Genomic DNA, 18902 nt, shown 5'->3' with positions numbered 1-18902 from the left:
GTCTACTCGGCGGCGGCTTCGGGGCGCACCTGGCGGGGCAGCGGGAAGAACTCGTTCTCTTCCGCGGCCGAGACCGTCTCCACATGCAGCGTGTAGCGCTCGGCGAACGCGTCCATGATCTCCTCGACGATCACTTCCGGCGCCGATGCGCCTGCGGTGATGCCGAGGCTCGAGATGTTGCTGAACCGTTCCCAGTCGAGATCGGCGGCGCGCTGCGCCAGCACCGCGATCTTGCAGCCTTCACGCTCGGCGACTTCGCGCAGGCGCTGCGAGTTCGACGAGTTCGGCGCGCCGACCACGATTAAGGCATCGACCACCGGCGCCACCTTCTTCACCGCGAGCTGGCGGTTGGTGGTGGCGTAGCAGATGTCTTCCTTGTGCGGACCGTTGATGTTCGGGAAGCGCTCCTTGAGCAGCGCCACGATCTCCGCGGTGTCGTCGATCGACAGCGTGGTCTGGGTCACGAAGGCGAGGTTGTTCGGATCCTTCGGCGAGATCGTCTTGGCGTCCTCGGCGGTCTCGATCAGGGTCACGGCGCCGACCGGAAGCTGGCCGAGCGTGCCGACCACCTCGGGATGATGGGAGTGGCCGATCAGGAAGATCTCGCGGCCGCGCTTGAAGTGGATGGCGGCTTCGCGGTGCACCTTGGTCACCAGCGGGCAGGTCGCATCCAACGAAAACAGGTTGCGGGACGAGGCGTCGGCCGGGACGGATTTCGGCACGCCATGGGCCGAGAACACCACCGGTGCCGTGGTATTTTCCGGGATTTCGGCGAGTTCCTCGACGAAGATCGCGCCCTTCTTCTTCAACCCGTCGACGACGTATTTGTTGTGTACAATCTCATGGCGAACATAGACGGGAGCGCCGTATTTATCGAGCGCCCGTTCCACGGTGTCGATCGCCCGGACCACCCCGGCGCAGAAGCCGCGAGGAGAACAAAGCACGATCTTGAGGTCTGGTTTGGCTGACATTGAGCGATCTCGGGACCGAATCACCTCGCCAAATGGGCGGGAAGCGGCCTTTGGATGAACAGGAGCTTAGGTACGGGCTTACAGCGACTTCAGAGGGAATTGGGCTCCCTTTCGGGCGCTGTCAAGGCACTATCTATAGCAGAACCATTGCGTGGCTACCCCCTCCGGGCTTATATAGCGCGAATTCCCAGTCATCGCTGATGACCACCGGCTTCGCCTCCAAAAGGGGTGGGCGAAGCACAAAGGAGATTTGCCATGAGCAACGCACCTCTGATGCCCAAGGCGACCGCCGTCTGGCTGCTCGACAACACCGCGCTGACCTTCGACCAGGTCGCCGACTTCACCAAGATGCACCCCCTCGAGGTGCGCGCGATCGCCGACGGCGACGCCGCCCAGGGCATCAAGGGCATGGACCCCCTCTCCAACGGCCAGTTGACCCGCGAGGAAATCGAGAAGGGCGAGAAGAACCCTGACTACCGGCTCCGCCTGCAGGAGAGCAAGGTGGTGCTGCCGCCCCAGCCCAAGCGCAAGGGCCCGCGTTACACCCCGGTGTCGCGCCGGCACGAGCGCCCGAGCGCCATCCTCTGGCTGCTGCGCAGCCACCCGGAGCTCAAGGACGCCCAGGTGATGCGCCTGGTCGGCACCACCAAGAGCACGATCGCGAGTGTGCGCGACCGCACCCACTGGAACACCTCCCAGCTGACCCCGATCGACCCGGTCACCCTCGGTCTCTGCTCGCAGATCGAGCTCGATTTCGAGGTCGCGCGCGCGGCCAAGGAGAAGCCGATCGACACGGCCTATGGCGGCGCCACCCTGCTGCCGGCTTCCGAGACCACCAAGAAGGATGAATACGAGCCGGCCGAGCGCTCGAGCGACGACCTCAACGTCGACGCCGTGTTCGCCAAGCTCAAGACCCTCGGCGGCAAGAAGCACGAGAAGGAAGAGGAATAAGGCTCCTCTCTCCATTCGTCATCGAAAGCAAAACGCGGCAGGACGAACCTGCCGCGTTTTTGTTTTGTAGTCGGTGTCGCGGAGACGACACCAAGCGCGATCAGAACTTGTACGTCACACCGGCGCCGACCAGCCAGGGATCGATATGCGCATTGCCGGTGACCGGCAGGCCGCTGACGATCGCGCTGTAATCCGGACGCAACCAGAGCTTCTTGACGTCGACGTTGAGGCCCCAGTGCCGGTCGATCATGTAATCGAAGCCGAACTGCACGGCGCCGCCCCAGGCGTTGCTGACGTGCAGATTGGTTGTGGTCGCAACAATCGCCGGCGGTCCGACGATGGCGGCCGGCGCATTGGCGGCGGAGTTGTTGAAGAACACCGTGTAGTTCACGCCCGCGCCGATATACGGCTTGAACGCACCGAAATTGTCGAAGTGATATTGCAGGGTCAGCGTCGGCGGCAGCAGCGTGGTCTTGCCGATCGGCAGGTTCGCCAGCGAGCCGGTGCCGCTGATCGAATGCCTGGTCACGCCGAGGATCAATTCGGCCGCGATGTTCTTGGTGAAGAAATAGCTGATGTCGAGCTCGGGCACGACCTGGTCGCTGATCGACAGGCCTGAATTCGGCGACGACAGCGAGGGCACGCCGGCGACATTGACGGCTCGAGCCGCCTGCATCCGGCAACACGCCGAGCACACGCAGACGCACCATCCAGGGATTGAAGCTCTCGACCGGCGGCGGCGCCTTCTTGTAAACCGGCAGATCGGCGGCCTGCGCCGCGGCAAAGTCCCAGCGAGCATCGCGCCAACCGTCGCAAGCCGCGCCAGGTTTCTCATCGTTACGTTCATTGCATTCCCCTTCAGCCATCTCTCGCGCGTCGTCGCGCAACATCAGCGTCAGAGCAGAAAGGGGGCGATGAAGGATTTGATGCCGATCAAATCAGGACTGACGCGACACGATTTGGCTGCGGCGTTGCAGATGTGTCACGAGATGTACGAATGAATGCGCAGAATGATACCGCAGCCGGTGTCAGGGACGCTCGGGATGGTTCAACATGTACTCGCCGAGGTCGCGCTGGCGGCGGTCGGCGCGGGCAGTGGCGGCATTGCGCTGGACGTCGCGGTCCTTGCGGCAGGCCGCATATTCAGGCGAGCCCTGCGCATAGCCACGGCTCTGGCATACCGCATCGTCATCGTCACCGCCCACCGCCACCGGCGTCTGGTAGCGCGGGGTGCAGGCGGAGAGAGCGAGGCCCGCAAAAACAATCGCAAGAAACCGCTTCGAATTCATCAGCCAGACCTTCATCCTTATGGTGAGGAACCCGCGCGGCGGGCGTCTCGAACCATGCAGGCCCGGCCGCGACAGCGGGGCCTTTCATCCTTCGAGACGCGCGCAAAAGCGCGCTCCTCAGGATGAGGGTTGAGCGGAAAAATGCGGCCACTTCAAGCCCCATGACGCTCACTCACACCCGCCCCTTCAGCGCGTCGCCGATCTCGTCCAGCGCCTTGGGGTCCTCGATCGTGGCCGGCATGGTCCAGGTGTCGCCGTCGGCGATCTTCTTGATGGTGCCGCGCAGGATCTTGCCGGAGCGCGTCTTGGGCAGGCGGCCGACGGTGATGGCGAGCTTGAAGGCAGCGACCGGGCCGAGCTTGTCGCGCACCAGCGCGACGATCTCCTTCTCGATCTCGGCGGGCGCACGCTTCACGCCGGCCTTGAGCACCAGGAAACCGCAGGGCACCTCGCCCTTGATGGCATCCTTGACGCCGAGCACGGCGCATTCCGCGACATCAGGATGCGAGGCCAAAATCTCCTCCATGCCGCCGGTGGAGAGACGATGGCCGGCGACATTGATGATGTCGTCGGTGCGGCCCATGACGAAGACATAGCCGTCCTCGTCCTTGTAGCCGGCGTCCGACGTCTTGTAGTAGCCGGGGAATTCGCTGAGATAGGCGTCCTTGAAGCGATCGTCCTGATTCCACAGCGTGGGCAGGCAGCCCGGCGGCATCGGCAGCTTGATGACGATCGAGCCCATGGTGTTGGGGCCGACGGGCTTTGCCGCTTCATCCACCACATCGACCTGGTAACCCGGCATCGGCACCGTCGGCGAGCCGTGCTTGACCGGAAGCAGGCCCAGGCCGACCGGATTGCCGGCGATGCACCAGCCCGTCTCGGTCTGCCACCAATGGTCGATCACCGGCACCTTCAACTGCTGCTCCGCCCATTCCACCGTCGGCGGATCGGCGCGTTCGCCGGCGAGGAACAGCGTGCGGAATTTCGACAGGTCATACTGCCGGATGAATTGTCCTTCCGGATCCTCTTTCCGGATCGCGCGGAACGCGGTCGGCGCGGTGAACAAGGCCACCGCCTTGTGCTCGCTGATCACGCGCCAGAACGCGCCTGCATCGGGCGTGCCGACCGGTTTGCCCTCGTACATGATCGAGGTCGCACCGTGCAGCAGCGGGCCGTAGATGATGTAGCTGTGCCCGACCACCCAACCGATGTCGGAGCCGCACCACCAGACTTCGCCGGGCTTGATGCCATAGAGGTTGAACATCGACCACTTCAACGCGACCAGATGGCCGCCATTGTCGCGCACGACGCCCTTGGGAATGCCCGTGGTGCCCGACGTGTAGAGGATGTAGAGCGGGTCGGTGGCAGCGACCGGCACGCAAGGGGCCTTCTTGCCGTCGTTCATCGCCTTGCGGCGCAGGCCCGCCCAATCATAGTCGCGGCCGGGCGAGAGGTCGCAGATGAGCTCCGGACGCTGCAGCACGATGCAGGCCTTCGGCTTCACGCTCGCGAGCTTGATCGCCTCGTCGAGCAGCGGCTTGTATTGCACGATGCGACCGGGCTCGATGCCGCAGCTCGCGGACAGGATCAGTTTCGGCTGGGCATCGTCGATGCGGGTGGCGAGCTCCTTGGCGGCAAAGCCGCCGAACACCACGGAATGCACCGCGCCGATGCGCGCGCAGGCGAGCATCGCCACCACGGCTTCCGGCACCATCGGCATGTAAAGGACGACGCGGTCACCCTTGGCGACGCCGAAATCCTGCATGATGGCGCCAAGCGCCTGCACCTCGGCCAGCAGCTCGGCATAGGTGAATTTGGTGACCGAATTGGTCAGCGGCGAATCGTGGATCAGCGCGACCTGGTCGGCGCGGCCGCGTTCGACGTGGCGGTCGAGCGCGTTATAGCAGGTGTTGACCACGCCACCCGTGAACCAGCGACCATAGACGCCCTGCGTGGCATCGAAGACCTTTTTCGGCGGCTCGATCCAGTCGATCTCCCTGGCCGCCTCGGCCCAAAACCCTTCCGGATCGGCGAGCGAACGCGCATGGACCTCGTGATAGGCACTCTTACCGTCGACGTTTCCCCGGACGTTCATGCCAGCGCTCCCGTTTTCCTTATTTGGCTGCCTTGACCTGACGGCAGGACAGGCGCCCCGCCATGACCCGGATCAAGTGCCAGCCTTGTTTGGGAGCTATTTTCCCGGGAACGGGCCGCGGTTCAAGCTGAAAAGGAGGGGCATGTCCCCCTCCCAGTCCTTTCGGGGGAGAGGCGAAGACGAGCGACTAGCTCTCCAGCGCGTTCAACCGCTGCAACCGGTCCTGCATGACTTTCCTCAGATCATAGCCCGGCCGGCCGAAGCTGGCGTTCCGTGTCGTGAGGAAATCGCGCTGGGTCTTGCGCAGGTCGCCAGCCGAGCGCTTGCCCATGGTCTTCAACACGCGCTCATAGGTCTCGGCGATCTGGCGGTCGAGCACACCTAACTGCGGATCGGCGCAAATCACTTTTTCGACCTCTCGCCTGGCGGTGGCGCAATCGAACGACGGGCCGCTGCCGGAAACGGCATTCAGCGGACGCAGCGGCTCGGCGCCGAATTTCGCGATCTCCGCGATCATGGCGCGACGACCATTGGCCGCATTGTCGTTGCCGGGATCGAGCCGCAGCGCCGTCTCGTAATCGGCCAGCGCCTTCCTGCGCTCGCCCATCTTCTTGTAGAGCACGGCGCGGTTGTTGTAGGTCTGCGCGAAATTCGGATCGAGCTTCAGCGCAGCCTCGTAGTCGCTGAGCGCCGCGCCGAGTTCGCCCTTGAGATGGTAGGAATCGCCACGGTTGGTGAAGAAGTTCGGCCGCGGCGCCAGCCGCAGCGCCTGGTCGTAATCCGCGATCGCCTTGTCGTACTCGCCCATCGCGGCCAGCGACAGGCCGCGATTGTCGTAATATTCGGGGATCTTCGGATCGAGCCTGATCGCCTCGCCGTCATCGGCGACCGCCTTGTCGAGCTGGCCGAGTTTCTTGTAGGCGGCACCGCGATTGGTGTAGCTGCGCGGCCGGTTTGGATCGAGCCGCAGCGCCTCGCTGAGATCGCGGATCGCCTTCTCGTTGTCGCCGCCGAGATAGTAGGTCACACCGCGGTCGGACCATGCCTGCGCATCATCCGGCTTCAGCTTGATCGCCTGGTCGTAATCGGCGAGCGCGCGATCGAGCCGGCGCTGATTGGTGTAGACGACCCCGCGCAGCTCGTAGGACTCGGCATCCTGCGGGTCGAGCTCGATCGCCTTGCTGAGATCCGCCGCAGCGCGGTTGAGATCGCCACCGGCCTCGCGCAGCAGATCACCGCGCAGACGCCAGGCCTTTGCATTCCTGCCGTCGAGTGCGATGGCGCGGTCGATGTCCCGCAGCGCCTGCGTCAGACCGCCCGAGGTCCGCGCATTGGCGTCGGCGCGCACCAGCAGCGCGGCAGCGCGATCGGAGGACGGATTTGAGGCCTGATCGATGATGGCGCCGCACGCCGGGATCAGCTCGCCGGGAGCAGCCTTGCTGCCCATCACGCAATCGACGCCGGCCGAGGCCGGGGCGACGAGGACGAGGCTGATCGCCGCGCCGAGCAGGACGGCACGAAACGGGATTTTGGCAAACGGGAAGGTTTGCGCGGAAGAACGCGTACCGCACATGGCGTAAGGCTCCGTGACGTCGGGCTTTCACCATTGTCGCGGCGGGCAAGGATCGGGTTCAATTCGGGCCTGTTACGGACGAGAGGCGAGCATCGTCGCTAGTAGCCGTCCGCCCCGTTCAGCCGCTTCAATCGGTCCTGCATCGCCTTCTTCAGATCATACCCGGGCCGTCCATATCCGGCATTGCGGCGCGCGATGAAATCGTCCTGCTCGCGCTGGAGCGCCCGCGCCTCCCCGCGCCTTGCGCTTCCCGGATCACGCGCGCATTCGATGCAAATATCTCGCGGTCGAGATTGGCGAGCTCACGATTGGCGCAGATCACCTTCTCCACGGCCCGGGTCGCACTCCGGCAATTGAAGCTCGGCTTGCCGGCTACCGCCATCTGCGCCCCAATCCGCTCCAGCTCGCGCGCCATCGCCTTGTGATTGGCCTTGGCCTTCTCGTGATTCGGGTCGATCTTCAGCGCCGCGCCGAAATCCTGCACGGCTTTCGGCTTGTCACCCTTCTTCAGCCAGAGCTCGCCGCGGGCGTTGAAGATGTCGGCAAGCGCAGGGTCGAGCTGCAAGGCACGGCTGTCGTCGGCGATCGCGCGGTCGATCAGGTCGTGCCGGGCCAGCAGCGCCCCGCGCGCGATCAGGGCCTTGATCAGGTCGGCCTTCGCCGTCTTCTCGTTGTCGATCACTGCTGCGCAGGCGGAACTTGCCCTGTCCAGGTCATCGGCCGAGGTCGCGGCAAGGCACGGAGCGACGTCGACCTGCACGACGGCCGCCGGCTCGCCGCCGGTCGCGGCATAAACGGTGTCATGGGTCGCGCTGAGCGAAAGCACGCAGACCACCATGGCACCGGACAAGTGAATGAAATTCTGAAAACGCATGCTTATTGCAGTCGGAGCTCTTGCCTTAAGGCTTGCCTTGGGGGCGCACTATCCATCATACGGCCGGACTGGTGCCAGCTTGTTGCACAGCTCAATTCGGTTTCGGGGACACTCGTGTCGACATTCGAATGGATCATCGCGCTTCTGCTCGGCGCCGTTGCATTATCGGCGCTGGCGCGGCGGATCAAGGTCCCGTACCCGACCTTTCTCGCCATCGGCGGTGCGCTGGTGGCCTTCGTGCCGAACAGCCCGTCCTGGACCCTCGAACCGGACCTGGCATTGGCGCTTTTTGTCGCACCGGTGCTGCTGGATGCCGCTTTCGACACATCGCTGCGGGACTTGCGCAACAACTGGGTTCCAGTCTCGACCCTGGTGGTGGCCGCGGTCGGCCTGACCACCGTCGGCGTCGCCTACGTCGCGCACCGGATGATGCCGGACATGCCCTGGGCCGCCGCGATCGCGCTCGGCGCCATCGTGGCACCGCCGGATGCCGCAGCCGCGGTTGCGATCCTGAGCCAGGTCAAGCTGCCCCACCGCATGGTGAAGGTGCTGGAGGGCGAGAGCCTGCTCAACGACGCCAGCGCGCTGCTGATCTATCGCATCGCCGTCGGCGCGGTCGTCATTGAGCATCTAAAATGGAGCGAAGTCGCGCCGACGATTGCGCTCGCGCTGGTCGGCAGCGTCCTCGCCGGTCTCCTGGCCGGACGGATCGTTCCGCTGTTGCTGGAGCGCGTGAAGGAAGCGCCGAGCGCGATCATCGTGCAGTTCGCCACCACCTTCATGGTCTGGATCGCTGCCGAGCATCTCGGTCTCTCCGGCATTCTCACCATCGTTGTCTACGCCATCACCATGGCGCGCACGGCGGGCGCACGGATGCCGGCACGGCTGCGGGTGACCTCCTATGCAGTGTGGGAGACGATGGTGTTCGTGCTCAACGTACTCGCCTTCATGCTGATCGGCATGCAGATGCGCCCGATCTGGACACGGCTGGATGCCGACGTGCGCTGGGAGTATTGCGTGGTAGCGGGCTGGATCCTGCTCACGGTGGTTCTGGTCCGGCTGCTGTGGATCACCTTCTATCGCACCATATTGCGCGTGCTGATCGCACGCGGGATCTATCATCCCACGGATCCCAAGGCGGTGGCCTCGCCGAAGGGCGGCCTCATCATCTCCTGGTGCGGCATGCGTGGGCTTGTCACCCTCGCCACTGCCTTTGCCCTGCCCGAGAACTTTCCCTATCGCGACTTCATCGTCTTCATCGCCTTCGCAGTGGTGCTGGGGTCGCTGGTGATCCAGGGCCTGACGCTGCGGCCGTTGATTCTGGCGTTCGGCCTCAAGGACGACGATCCCGTCGGCATCGAGGTCGCGCGAGCCCGCGCCGTCGTTTATCGCGCCGCTCTCGATGCCATCGAGGACGACGCGTCGGAGGAAGCGGAAATCCTTCGCCTTGAATATCGCGCCATTCTGATGCGGGCGGACGACGACCCGAATGGCGGCATTGTGGACGGCCGGTTGCCCGCCGACGCCCTGCGCCTCCGCGCCATCGAGGCCGCCCGAAAATCGATCTTCGACCTGCGCGCAACCGAGGTGATCGGCGACGATGCGTTTCATCGGCTCGAGGAAGAACTCGATCGTGCGGAATTGAGCGCGGGGGATGATGTTTGAGAGCAGCAAACTCCGCTGTCGTCTGGACAGGCGCGCCTGAAGCGCGCGCCGATCCGGCACCCGTAGTCACAGGGAGAAGTTTGGCGGAGACCCGGAGTCGCCGATCTCGTGCCGCAACCACGTCCTGTGGCTATCGATCCCGGATCTGCGCTTACGCTTGTCCGGGATGACGGCGGAAGGTGAACGCGGGGTTTGAACCAAATGCCGTCTCCCCAGACTCATCCCTCATGACGACATTGACCGACGACCGTCGTGTACGCGCGCGTGATGCGTCGCCTGCACGATATTTTTATCTCCATATGGCCCTGGCCTGTGCGGCCACCGCATTTCTCGGCTTCGCGCCGACCTATTGGATGCCGCTCGCCAGCCGGACGTTGTCCACGAGCCCCGTGATCCATTTTCACGGATTTTTGTTCTTCACCTGGTCTCTTTATTTCGTGATCCAGTCCTGGCTCGCGGCCTCGGGCCGCGTGGTCAATCACCGCGCGCTCGGCATCGCCGGCGTCTCGCTCGCCACCGCGATGACGATCTTCGGCTTCCTCGCCTCTGTGACGTCGATGAAGCACGCGGCCTCGCTCGGGCAGACCGACGCAGGCATCGCCTTCTCGATCGTGCCGATGAGCGGCATCGCGTTCTTCGCGTCGGTGTTCGTGCTCGCGATCGTCAACACGCGCAGGCCCGAGATTCACAAGCGCCTGATGCTGCTCGCCGCCGTCTCGATCCTCGATGCCGCGATCGCGCGCTGGTTTCTCACCTTCCTCGCGCCTCCCGGACCACCCGGCCCGCCGCCGGTGCCGGTGACCATCGCGCCGGCCGTGGTCGCCTCGCTTCTGCTCGTCGTCGCCATGGTGCGCGACTGGCGCACCGAAGGCCGCGTGCACCCGGTCTACGTCACCGGCACGCTCGCGATGCTGGCGATGAAGGTGTTGAACTGGCCGGTCAGCGAGACCGCGGCCTGGCATTCGTTCGCCGGCGGGATTCTGGCGCTGGCGCATTAACATGTAACTCCGTCAGCCTGAGGTGGCCGCTTCTTTAGCGGCCCTCGAAGGGCGACGGCCCGGCTGCTACATCTCGGCCGCTCATCCTTCGAGGCTCCCAGCGCAGTGCGATGCACTGCGCTACTCGCACCTCAGGATGACGGGGTTAGCTGACGTTCGCTACGCCCCCGCCTTGCATGTAATCCCGCCGTCCACCACCAGCTCGATCCCCGTCACATATTTCGATTCGTCCGATGCCAGGAACAGCGCCGCGTTGGCGACGTCCCAGGCCTCGCCCATGTGGCCCATCGGCACCTGCGCATCGCGCGCGCGCCACATCGCTTCGACGTCGCCCTTGGCGTAGCTGTTGGCAAGACCCGCCGAGTGCTCCACCATCGGCGTCTTCATCAGGCCCGGCAGGATTGCATTCACCCGCACATGGCTCTTCGCGAACTCGACCGCAGTGGAGCGCGTCAGCTGGTTCATCGCTGCTTTACTGGCATTGTAGCTGACATAGGAAATCCCGACATGGCGGATCGAGGCGATCGAGGAGATGTTGATGATCGAACCGCCGCCCTGCTTCACCATCACGGGAATGACGTGCTTCATGGCGAGATAGGCGCTCTTGAGGTTGACGGTGAAGACGCGGTCCCAGCTCTCCTCGGCGAGGTCGACCACGCTGCCCATCTCGGCGATGCCGACATTGTTGTCGAGCACGTCGATGCGGCCGAAGGTCTTGAGGCAAGCCGCGACCATCGCCTCGATCTCGCTTGCGCGCGAGACGTCGGCCGTGAACGCCGTCGCCTTGCCGCCTTCGCCGGTGATGATTTTCGCGGTCTCTTCGGCCGCCGCGCCGTTGCGATCGACGCAGAACACCTGAGCGCCCTCGCGCGCAAAGGTCACCGCGGTCGCCTTCCCGTTGCCCCAGCCCGGGCCAATCGAGCCGGCGCCCACCACCATCGCCACCTTGCCCTTGAGCCGATCCATCGCGTGTCTCCCGTGTTGTTGTTTTGTTGTAGCCTCGACTCCATCCAGGCTACGGATCCTTACAGACCTTCATCGTCGTGACGTTAGCACCGATGGGATGCCCGACAATCTCCGACAGCGTCCGGCACTTGCCCTCGTGGCACAACCGCCATTCTCCCGCCGCGCCGGAATTGCCCAGCACCACCTCGGGCATCGGGGCGCGCTGCAGCTGCCATTGAAACCAGCCGTCGACGAGGCGCGCCTCGGGCGGCGGCTCCATGCCGGGGCCGGTGCCCTTGACGCGGGCCTGCACCAGTTCGAGGCCGGCGGGCGTGACGCGCCAGTCTTCCTGCCAGTCGACCTTCGCGATCGAATGCGTCCACACCAGCGTGAAGGCGGACAGCGCGAGCGCCTTGACGCCTGACGCTGTTGCGAAGCAGAGGCTCACGCGGCTTCGACGGTGGCCGGTGGACGCTGCCGCCACTGCCACAGCACCAGCACGGCGGCGAGCACGAAGCCCGCGGTATCGCTGAAAGCGAATTCGCCGAGCAGGCACATCGCGGCGCCGAGCGCCACCAGACGTTCGAGCAGCGTCAGCCGCGTGAACAGGAAGCCGATCGCGACCATGCCGAACAGCGCGATCGCCACCAGCGCCTTGAAACTCGCCAGCGCCACCGCGCCGTAGAAGCCGAGCTTGGCCGCCATGGGATCTCCGGCCTGCAGCATCAGCGCCGGCGAATAGACGAAGATGAAGGGGATGACGTAGCCCGCGAGCGCGATGCGCATCGCCTCCCAGCCGATCTTGTCCGGGTTCTCCTTGGCGATCGGCGCCGCCGCGAGCGCCGCGAGCGCGACCGGCGGCGAGAGGTCGGCCATGATGCCGTAATAGAATGCGAACATGTGGCTCGCGATCAGCGGCACGCCGAGTTTCGCCAGCGCAGGTGCCGCGAGCGCGGCAGTGATGATGTAGGTCGGGATGGTCGGAATGCCGGTGCCGAGCAGGATCGACAGCAGCATGGTCATGATCAGCGCCAGGAACAGGCTCTTCTCGCCGAGGCCGATCACCCAGCCGCCGAAGATGGTGCCGACGCCGGTCTGCGACATCATGCCGATGATGACGCCGACGATGGCGCAGGCCATGCCGACGGTGATCGCGGATTTGGCGCTCTCCGCCAGCGAGTCACGGCAGGAGCGCAGCGCGGACATCCCGCCGCGGACGAAGGCGGCGATGAGGATCAGCCCGACGACGACGCAACCGACCGGCACGATCTGGAGGCCGTCGCGCGACAGTGCGGCGACGACGAGCGCAAGCCCGATCCAGAAGACGTAACGAATGGCGGTCGTGGAAACGCCCATCATAATGCTGGTGCCGAGGATCAGCGCCACCGTCAGCGCGAGGCCCATGCTGCCGGCATAGAGTGGCGTAAATCCCTCGAACAGCATGTAGACGAGCGCCGCGAGCGGCAGCACGAGATACCAGCCCTTCACCAGCGCGTTCCAGGCGTTCGGAACCTCCGAGCGCTTCATGCCGACGAGGCCGTGCTTGCCGGCTTCCAGATGCACCATCCAGAAGGCGGAGGCGAAGTAGAGCATCGCGGGGATCGCCGCCGCCTTGACGACCTCCGAATACTGGACGCCGAGCGTCTCCGCCATGATGAAGGCGACCGCGCCCATCACCGGCGGCATGATCTGGCCGCCCATCGACGCCGTGGCCTCGACCCCGGCGGCAAACGCGCGGCGGTAGCCGAACCTGATCATCAGGGGAATCGTGAACTGGCCGACGGTGACAACGTTGGCGACGCCGGAGCCCGAGATCGTGCCCATCATGCCCGATGCGAACACCGCGACTTTCGCCGGACCGCCGCGGGTCCTGCCGAACAGGCCGAGCGAGACGTCGGTGAACAGCTGGATCATGCCGGCGCGCTCCAGGAACGAGCCGAACAGGATGAACAGGAAGATGTAGGTCGCCGAGACGTAGATCGGCACGCCGTAGAAGCCTTCGGTGCCGAACGACAGATGCGTGACGATCTGGTCGAAATCATAGCCGCGATGGTTGAGCGGCGACGGCAGATACTGCCCGAAGAACCAGTAGAGCAGACACGCGCCGCACATCAGCGGCAGCGCCGCGCCCATCAGCCGCCTTGTGCCCTCGAAGATCAGCACCGCCAGCAGCGTGCCGACGACGAGATCGAGCTTCGTCGGATCGCCGTCGCGCGCGATCAAATCGGCATAGAAGATCCACTGATAGAGTCCGCAGAAGAAGCCGGCGCCACCGATCACCCAGCCAAGCGCGCGGCCGGCGGCGCTCTTCGCAGTGAAATTGGCGATCAGGCCGAAGGTGAGCAGGACCAGGAAGCCGACATGGACGCCGCGCACCACCTGGCTCGGCAGATAGTTGAAGGCGGCGACATAGAGCTGGAAGGTCGCAAAGGCGATGCCGATCCAGTAGGCGAGACGGCCCCACCAGCCCGGACCGAAGCCTTCAGGAAAACCGTGCTCGAAATTGTCGAACTCGACCTTGATGGGCTCTGCGGAGCCCTCTGCCTGCAACATCGATATGTCCCCGCGCCCAACGTCTGTAGCGCTTATAACATTGAGCCCAAGGCTCGCCACATCGTCATGGCCGGGCTTGTCCCGGCCATCCACGACCTGCGATGCCTCCAGGAACGTGGATGCCCGGGACATCCACGCGAAGACGCGCTTCGCACGAATGCCCGGGCATGACGTCCGTGGATGAGGCTGATTACTTGATCAACCCTTTTTCCTTGTAGAAGCGGATCGCGCCAGGATGCAGCGGAACCGGGCTGCCGGTGGCGGCGGTCTCGAGCTTGATCTCCTTGCCCGCCGCATGCGCGTTGGCGAGTTCCGGCAGCGACTCGTAGATCAGCTTGGTCATCTGGTAGGCGAGATCGTCCGACACCGTGGAGTTGGTCACGAGGTAGTTGACCACGGCCGCGGTCGGCACGTCCTTGTCCTGACCGGAATAGGTGTTCGCGGGAATGATCGTCGAGATGAAGGGCGGACCGATCTTGTCGACGGTCTCCTTCGGCACCGCCACCACCGTGATCGGGCTCGAGCTCGACAGATCCTTCAGCGAGGCCACGCCAAGGCCGGCCGACTGAAGCGTCGCACTCAGCTGGCGGTTCTTCATGAGGTCGACGGATTCGGCAAACGGCAGATATTCGACCTTGCCGAGGTCCTTGTAGGTCATGCCGGCGGCGCTGAGGATCGCGCGGGAGTTGAGCTCGGTGCCGGACTTCGGCGCGCCGACCGACAGGCTCTTGCCCTTGAGATCCGCGAGCGTCTTGATGCCGGATTCGGCGGTCGCGACGATCTGGATGTAGTTCGGATAGATCGCGCCGATGGTCCTGAGCTTGTCGAGCTTGGTCTTGAAGCCCGCCTCCTCGTCGCCCTCCCAGGCGGCTTTGAGTGAGTCGCCCAGCGTGAACGCCAGCTCGCCGCGGCCCTGCTGAAGCAGGATCAGATTTTCGACCGACGCCTTGGTGGCCTGCACCTGCGTCTTCACGTTCGGAATCTTGTCGCCGTAGATCTTCCCGATCGCGACCCCGAGCGGGTAGTAGACGCCGGAGGTGCCCCCGGTCAGCACGTTGATGAAGGATTGCGCATGTGCGCAAGGTGCCGACGCCGCCAGAGCAAGAGCCGCGGTGGCGGCAAGAATCGTCCGTTTCATGGTTGTTGTACTCCCCAAACCGGCCGGGAAGTTGGCCGGATGAGAGGGGCGGGTCAACCCATCCGAAAGACAAAACAGGACTGCGGTAAACGGCCGATCCGGCTCGATTTTTCGGGAACCCGGCGGCTGCGACGACGTGGCGCGGCCAAACCTCTGGAAGCGGCCGGACACTTCAGGTCCGGGCGCGCAATACCTCACCGGCAGAGCCTCACCGGCAGAGTCTCACTGGCAAAGTCTCACTGGAACGTCATGTCCAGGCACTTGGAGATGTCGGAGCCGAGGCCGGAGGAGATGGTGATGCAGCCGCGGATCTTCTGCGCGGTCATGTCGGCGGCCCAGATCGAGTAACCGCCGGGTCCGAAGAACGAGTTGGTGTTCGGCGGCTCGGTCTCGGTCGCGTCGAAATCATACTTGCCGTCGGCCTCGAAGATGCGCGGCTTCTTGGTGCAGCCGCCGTCGGTCTGGACGTTGATGACTTCCTTGTTGTCGCGGGTCAGCGCCAACGAGACCTGGCAGCGGAAATATTCCGAGGTCTTGGTATTGAACAGATACGTGTAGGACTTGCAGGTCGCGGTGTTCAGCTTGCCCGGGGCCAGGCCGCGGCTGCACGAAATCCGTTGGTTGTGGCTGAGCTGGTAGTCATCGGCCCAGGCGGTCGGCGCCAGCGCCGCCAGCAGCAGCCCGGCAGTCCCGCAAACTTTAACGACATGGCTCATTCGAATCATCCCCACCAATATTTTTGTCGAATTGCGTTCTAGACGGAAAGCGGAACATAGTCGCGCGGGGGCGAAGGGAAAATCACAAACTGCTGGCCAGGACGTGATGCGCTGCGGCGCTTTTGCGAATTGACCCGGAGTTGCCGTTCGTGATTTGTTCAAGCCGGACACCCCAATGACGGGGAGGATGGATGATGGCATTTTCAAAAAAGACATTTGCACTGGTTTCGGTTGCACTCGCAGCCACGCTCGGCGCGTTCGCCGCGCCAGCATGCGCGCAGGCACCGGCAACGCCGTGGGAGCTCAAGCCCGACACCGGCTATGCCTATGACAAGGACGGCAAGACCTTCTCCTACAAGATGGGCACCAGCAATGCCGGTGAACTCTTGAAGGGCGCGAAGAAGGTGCCGAAGGGCACGTTGTTCTTCATCGGCCAGAACGGCCAGCTCTACATGCGCAGCGGCCCGTATCTCGAGGGCAACGGCAAGTTCAGGTTCGGGTCGGATCAGTAGGCGCTCGCCGCACCCGAGATACTCCCCCTCGCCCCGTTGTTACGGGGAGAGGTGAGAGAGACCGCTCTAGAACGCCCCCGCCAATTCCCTTGCACCGGGTTTGCTGCTGTTGCTGTCCATCCGCGTATCCGTGATCGCCAGCAGCTTCGCCACCGTGTTGTGGCGGATCGCGACCGGGTTGCGCTCGTAGCCGCCGCGCTGGAAGAAGTTCGAGGTCGGCACCTGCTCGCGCATGACCTGCGGCATCGTCACCATGTCGAGGCCGGTGCCGTCGCCGGTGAGGTTCATCATCTCGAGCTCGGCCGCGGTGAGCGGGCGGGTATAGCCCTTGGCGCGCGCGAACAGCACCGATGTCAGCAGCTTGTGGGTCTGCAGCATCGGGCCGATGTCGATGTCGAGCACCATCGCATGCATGGCCCAGCCCTGCGCGGTGTTGCCGATCTTCTCGTGCTCCGACCAGGTGTCCGGCACCGACTTTGCGTGCGCCACCATCTTCTTGAGAACGGCGAGCTTGTGCTCGATCGCCTGGCGGGCCGGGCCTGAGGTCCGCGCCATCTTGTCGGAGAGCGCGCGAATGAATTCATGGCCTTGCTCGGCGAGCAGCTCGACGCTGTTGGTGGTCAACAGCTGATTGTAGCCCATCGCAGTCGAGATCGCGCGCTTGCCGCCATGCTCGATGCCTGCCTGCACGTCGTAATTGCCGGTGCCGCCAGTCTCGAACGAATAGACCCGCACCGCCTGCTCGCGCGTCAGCCCAGAGGCGAGCGCATAACGCGCATAGGCGCGCTTGAACTCCAGCTCGGACGCGGGCCGCTGCGGGGTGAACTGGTAGAGTTCGCGCGCCGCTTGCAGCAGATCGGCGACCACGGGAATCGGCTTTCGGGTCGGACGTTCAGGCGTTTCCTCCGGCTCCGGATTCACCGGTCGCTTCGGCCCGTTGTAGAGCGGCGGATGCTCCAGCACGTAATCATCCAGCGTCACCTGCTGTCCACTGCGCCGCTTGGCATTGCGGCCTTTGCGCTTCTCCGAGATCTGGCTCCAATAGGCGCCAGCCTCCTGGTCGAAAGCGGCACGCGCGGCCTGATATTCCCCGAGCTTGCGGCGATATTCGAGTACCGCCGGCGAGGCGCCTCCGCCTTGCGCAAAGAACTGCGACAGCAGCTGGGCCTTGGCATCGCGGACGGCCGGCGGCAGCGCGTCGGCCTCGCTGCTGCGCGCGGCGGGCGCGAGCAGGAGGAACGCGAGTGGAACCAGCGCCAGGGAAACTGTCAGGCCATTTCGAATCGATCGATGCATGCTGCCCTCTTAGCAGGCATCCGGTAACCGTCACGTTAACGCGCCGTTTACCTCTTTTTCGCGCCTTGCGTCACTTCCAGGCGAACACCGGCTGTTCCAGCTCGGTGACGCGGGTGGTCCGGCCCGCGAGGACCTCGCGGAACTGGTAGATCAGCGCCGCCGTCGGCGCGTGAATCAGGCTCATCTGGTGGTGGAAGCGGATCACGCGGCGCGCGCTTTCGGGGATGTCGGTGAAATCGAAAGCGTCATCGTGCTCGATCGTATCGAGCGCGATACGATGGACCGACGCGACCTCATCCGGGTTGGGCTTGATCGCGGCACTGTCCGCGGCCCAGACCACCACCGGCGTGATCAGATAGCCGGAGCGGGTCGGATAATCGTCGAGCAGGCCGAGCACCGCATCGGCAGAAAGCTTGAGCGCCAACTCTTCCTCCAACTCGCGCAGTGCCGCCTCGACCGGCGTTTCGCCGGAATCGCAACGCCCACCCGGCAGCGCCCACTGGCCGCGATGGGCACGCAGATGTGAAGCACGCTTGGTGAGCAGGAAAGCCGTGTCGTCACCGTCATTGGATTCAGTCAGCGCCAGCACCACCGCGGCACGCTTCAGTGCCGACGGCGCGGCCGCGTCGGGCAGCCGCGCGAAGGCCGCACAGGCCTCTGCGATATTCCGTCTGGTGGCATCGCCGAAAGCTCTCATGATGCTTGACTACACCATGACTGCATCTGATGAAACGAGGAGAGAGATGCGCCTGCAGGAATGGACGGTGAGATGACGAACAAGGCCGCCGCAAGGCTGAAATCAGACGGCTGGACGATACTGGAGACCACCGGCTTCCTGCATCTGATCGGCCCCTTGTGGGAGCGAAAGTTCGACGGCAACCACGAATTCGCACTCGCGACCGAAGACAAGCACCACAATCGCCGCGGCATGGTCCAGGGCGGCGTCATGATGACCTTCGCCGACCGCACCTGCGGCATGGCCGCCCGCTACGTCTCGGGCAGGGAGTATCTGGCGACGGTGCAGCTCGACACCCATTTCGTCGAGGCCGGCAAGATCGGCGACATCCTGATCTCCCGCCCCCGCGTGGTGCGAACGACGCGCAGCCTGATCTTCGTGAGCACGGAGGTCAGCGTGGACGATCGCTGCGTGGTGATGGCCAATGGCGTGTTCAAGATCTTGAAGGGGCCGGAGTAGGCGCGGTCAGGCTGCCATAGCCCTCTCCACGTCATTGCGAGCGCAGCGAAGCAATCCAGAATCCCTCCGCGGATACATTTCTGGATTGCTTCGCTGCGCTCGCAATGACGAAACGACACGGCTATGCTGCC

Annotated in this window: 16 protein-coding genes and 2 pseudogenes; 5 read left to right on the top strand and 13 right to left on the bottom strand. The window is 64.4% G+C overall.

The window, feature by feature from the left end; all coding sequences use genetic code 11:
• Window positions 1-2: 2 nt before the first annotated feature.
• Window positions 3-971 (bottom strand): 4-hydroxy-3-methylbut-2-enyl diphosphate reductase, encoded by a 969-nt coding sequence (ispH, locus tag ACQ86E_RS16965; RefSeq protein ID WP_143843069.1) that lies wholly within the window; start codon window positions 969-971, stop codon window positions 3-5.
• Between the two features lie 255 nt (window positions 972-1226).
• On the opposite strand from ispH, the gene ACQ86E_RS16960 reads away from it, so the two are divergent.
• A complete protein-coding gene (locus tag ACQ86E_RS16960; RefSeq protein ID WP_431206343.1) occupies window positions 1227-1922 on the top strand; it encodes a DUF1013 domain-containing protein in 696 nt (231 codons plus the stop codon).
• Between the two features lie 100 nt (window positions 1923-2022).
• On the opposite strand, the pseudogene ACQ86E_RS16955 reads toward ACQ86E_RS16960, so the two are convergent.
• From ACQ86E_RS16955 to ACQ86E_RS16935, 5 genes and pseudogenes are all read right to left on the bottom strand, one after another.
• Window positions 2023-2757 (bottom strand): annotated as a pseudogene (locus ACQ86E_RS16955) (OmpW/AlkL family protein).
• Between the two features lie 193 nt (window positions 2758-2950).
• A complete protein-coding gene (locus ACQ86E_RS16950; protein WP_431206342.1) occupies window positions 2951-3211 on the bottom strand; it encodes a hypothetical protein in 261 nt (86 codons plus the stop codon).
• A gap of 172 nt (window positions 3212-3383) precedes the next feature.
• Window positions 3384-5306 (bottom strand): propionyl-CoA synthetase, encoded by a 1923-nt coding sequence (locus ACQ86E_RS16945; RefSeq protein WP_431206341.1) that lies wholly within the window; start codon window positions 5304-5306, stop codon window positions 3384-3386.
• A 187-nt stretch (window positions 5307-5493) separates the two neighbouring features.
• Window positions 5494-6879, bottom strand: a complete 1386-nt coding sequence (locus tag ACQ86E_RS16940; protein ID WP_431206340.1) for a tetratricopeptide repeat protein — start codon at window positions 6877-6879, stop codon at window positions 5494-5496.
• Window positions 6880-6977: 98 nt separating this feature from the next.
• Window positions 6978-7753 (bottom strand): annotated as a pseudogene (locus tag ACQ86E_RS16935) (tetratricopeptide repeat protein).
• Between the two features lie 114 nt (window positions 7754-7867).
• Between ACQ86E_RS16935 and ACQ86E_RS16930 the strand changes: the two are divergent.
• Window positions 7868-9418 (top strand): cation:proton antiporter, encoded by a 1551-nt coding sequence (locus ACQ86E_RS16930; RefSeq protein WP_431206339.1) that lies wholly within the window; start codon window positions 7868-7870, stop codon window positions 9416-9418.
• Window positions 9419-9645: 227 nt separating this feature from the next.
• Window positions 9646-10416 (top strand): hypothetical protein, encoded by a 771-nt coding sequence (locus tag ACQ86E_RS16925; protein WP_431206338.1) that lies wholly within the window; start codon window positions 9646-9648, stop codon window positions 10414-10416.
• Window positions 10417-10575: 159 nt separating this feature from the next.
• Here the strand turns inward: ACQ86E_RS16925 and ACQ86E_RS16920 are convergent, their stop codons facing one another.
• The 5 genes from ACQ86E_RS16920 to ACQ86E_RS16900 form a co-directional block, all read right to left on the bottom strand.
• Complete coding sequence (locus ACQ86E_RS16920; protein WP_431206337.1) at window positions 10576-11382, bottom strand: SDR family NAD(P)-dependent oxidoreductase; 807 nt, start codon at window positions 11380-11382, stop codon at window positions 10576-10578.
• A 49-nt stretch (window positions 11383-11431) separates the two neighbouring features.
• Entirely contained in the window at window positions 11432-11809 is a 378-nt protein-coding gene (locus ACQ86E_RS16915; RefSeq protein WP_431206336.1) for a DUF1850 domain-containing protein, read from the bottom strand.
• The gene (locus ACQ86E_RS16910; protein ID WP_431206335.1) at window positions 11806-13914 is read right to left on the bottom strand and encodes a TRAP transporter permease; all 2109 of its coding nucleotides are present in this window, start codon (window positions 13912-13914) and stop codon (window positions 11806-11808) included. The genes ACQ86E_RS16915 and ACQ86E_RS16910 overlap by 4 nt, the downstream gene beginning before the upstream one ends.
• A gap of 190 nt (window positions 13915-14104) precedes the next feature.
• Window positions 14105-15052 carry a TAXI family TRAP transporter solute-binding subunit gene (locus ACQ86E_RS16905; RefSeq protein WP_431206334.1) on the bottom strand — a complete coding sequence of 316 codons (948 nt, stop codon included), beginning with the start codon at window positions 15050-15052 and terminating at the stop codon, window positions 14105-14107.
• 236 nt (window positions 15053-15288) lie between these two features.
• Window positions 15289-15768 carry a hypothetical protein gene (locus tag ACQ86E_RS16900; protein ID WP_431206333.1) on the bottom strand — a complete coding sequence of 160 codons (480 nt, stop codon included), beginning with the start codon at window positions 15766-15768 and terminating at the stop codon, window positions 15289-15291.
• A gap of 194 nt (window positions 15769-15962) precedes the next feature.
• Here ACQ86E_RS16900 and ACQ86E_RS16895 point away from each other — a divergent pair, with 194 nt between their 5' ends.
• Complete coding sequence (locus tag ACQ86E_RS16895) at window positions 15963-16280, top strand: hypothetical protein (protein WP_431206494.1); 318 nt, start codon at window positions 15963-15965, stop codon at window positions 16278-16280.
• A gap of 66 nt (window positions 16281-16346) precedes the next feature.
• Here ACQ86E_RS16895 and ACQ86E_RS16890 read toward each other — a convergent pair whose 3' ends face one another.
• Both ACQ86E_RS16890 and ACQ86E_RS16885 read right to left on the bottom strand, forming a co-directional pair.
• Window positions 16347-17576: a hypothetical protein gene (locus tag ACQ86E_RS16890; protein WP_431206332.1), complete on the bottom strand. Its 1230-nt coding sequence runs from the start codon at window positions 17574-17576 to the stop codon at window positions 16347-16349.
• A 70-nt stretch (window positions 17577-17646) separates the two neighbouring features.
• Complete coding sequence (locus ACQ86E_RS16885; protein WP_431206493.1) at window positions 17647-18276, bottom strand: NUDIX hydrolase; 630 nt, start codon at window positions 18274-18276, stop codon at window positions 17647-17649.
• Window positions 18277-18345: 69 nt separating this feature from the next.
• On the opposite strand from ACQ86E_RS16885, the gene ACQ86E_RS16880 reads away from it, so the two are divergent.
• A complete protein-coding gene (locus tag ACQ86E_RS16880) occupies window positions 18346-18771 on the top strand; it encodes a PaaI family thioesterase (protein WP_431206331.1) in 426 nt (141 codons plus the stop codon).
• The last annotated feature ends 131 nt before the right edge of the window (window positions 18772-18902 follow it).

The sequence above is a fragment of the Bradyrhizobium betae genome, from assembly GCF_050632175.1.
GTDB lineage: Bacteria > Pseudomonadota > Alphaproteobacteria > Rhizobiales > Xanthobacteraceae > Bradyrhizobium > Bradyrhizobium betae_B.
Note: the sequence above shows the minus strand (reverse complement) of the source record. Positions and strands in the feature narration are given on the sequence as shown.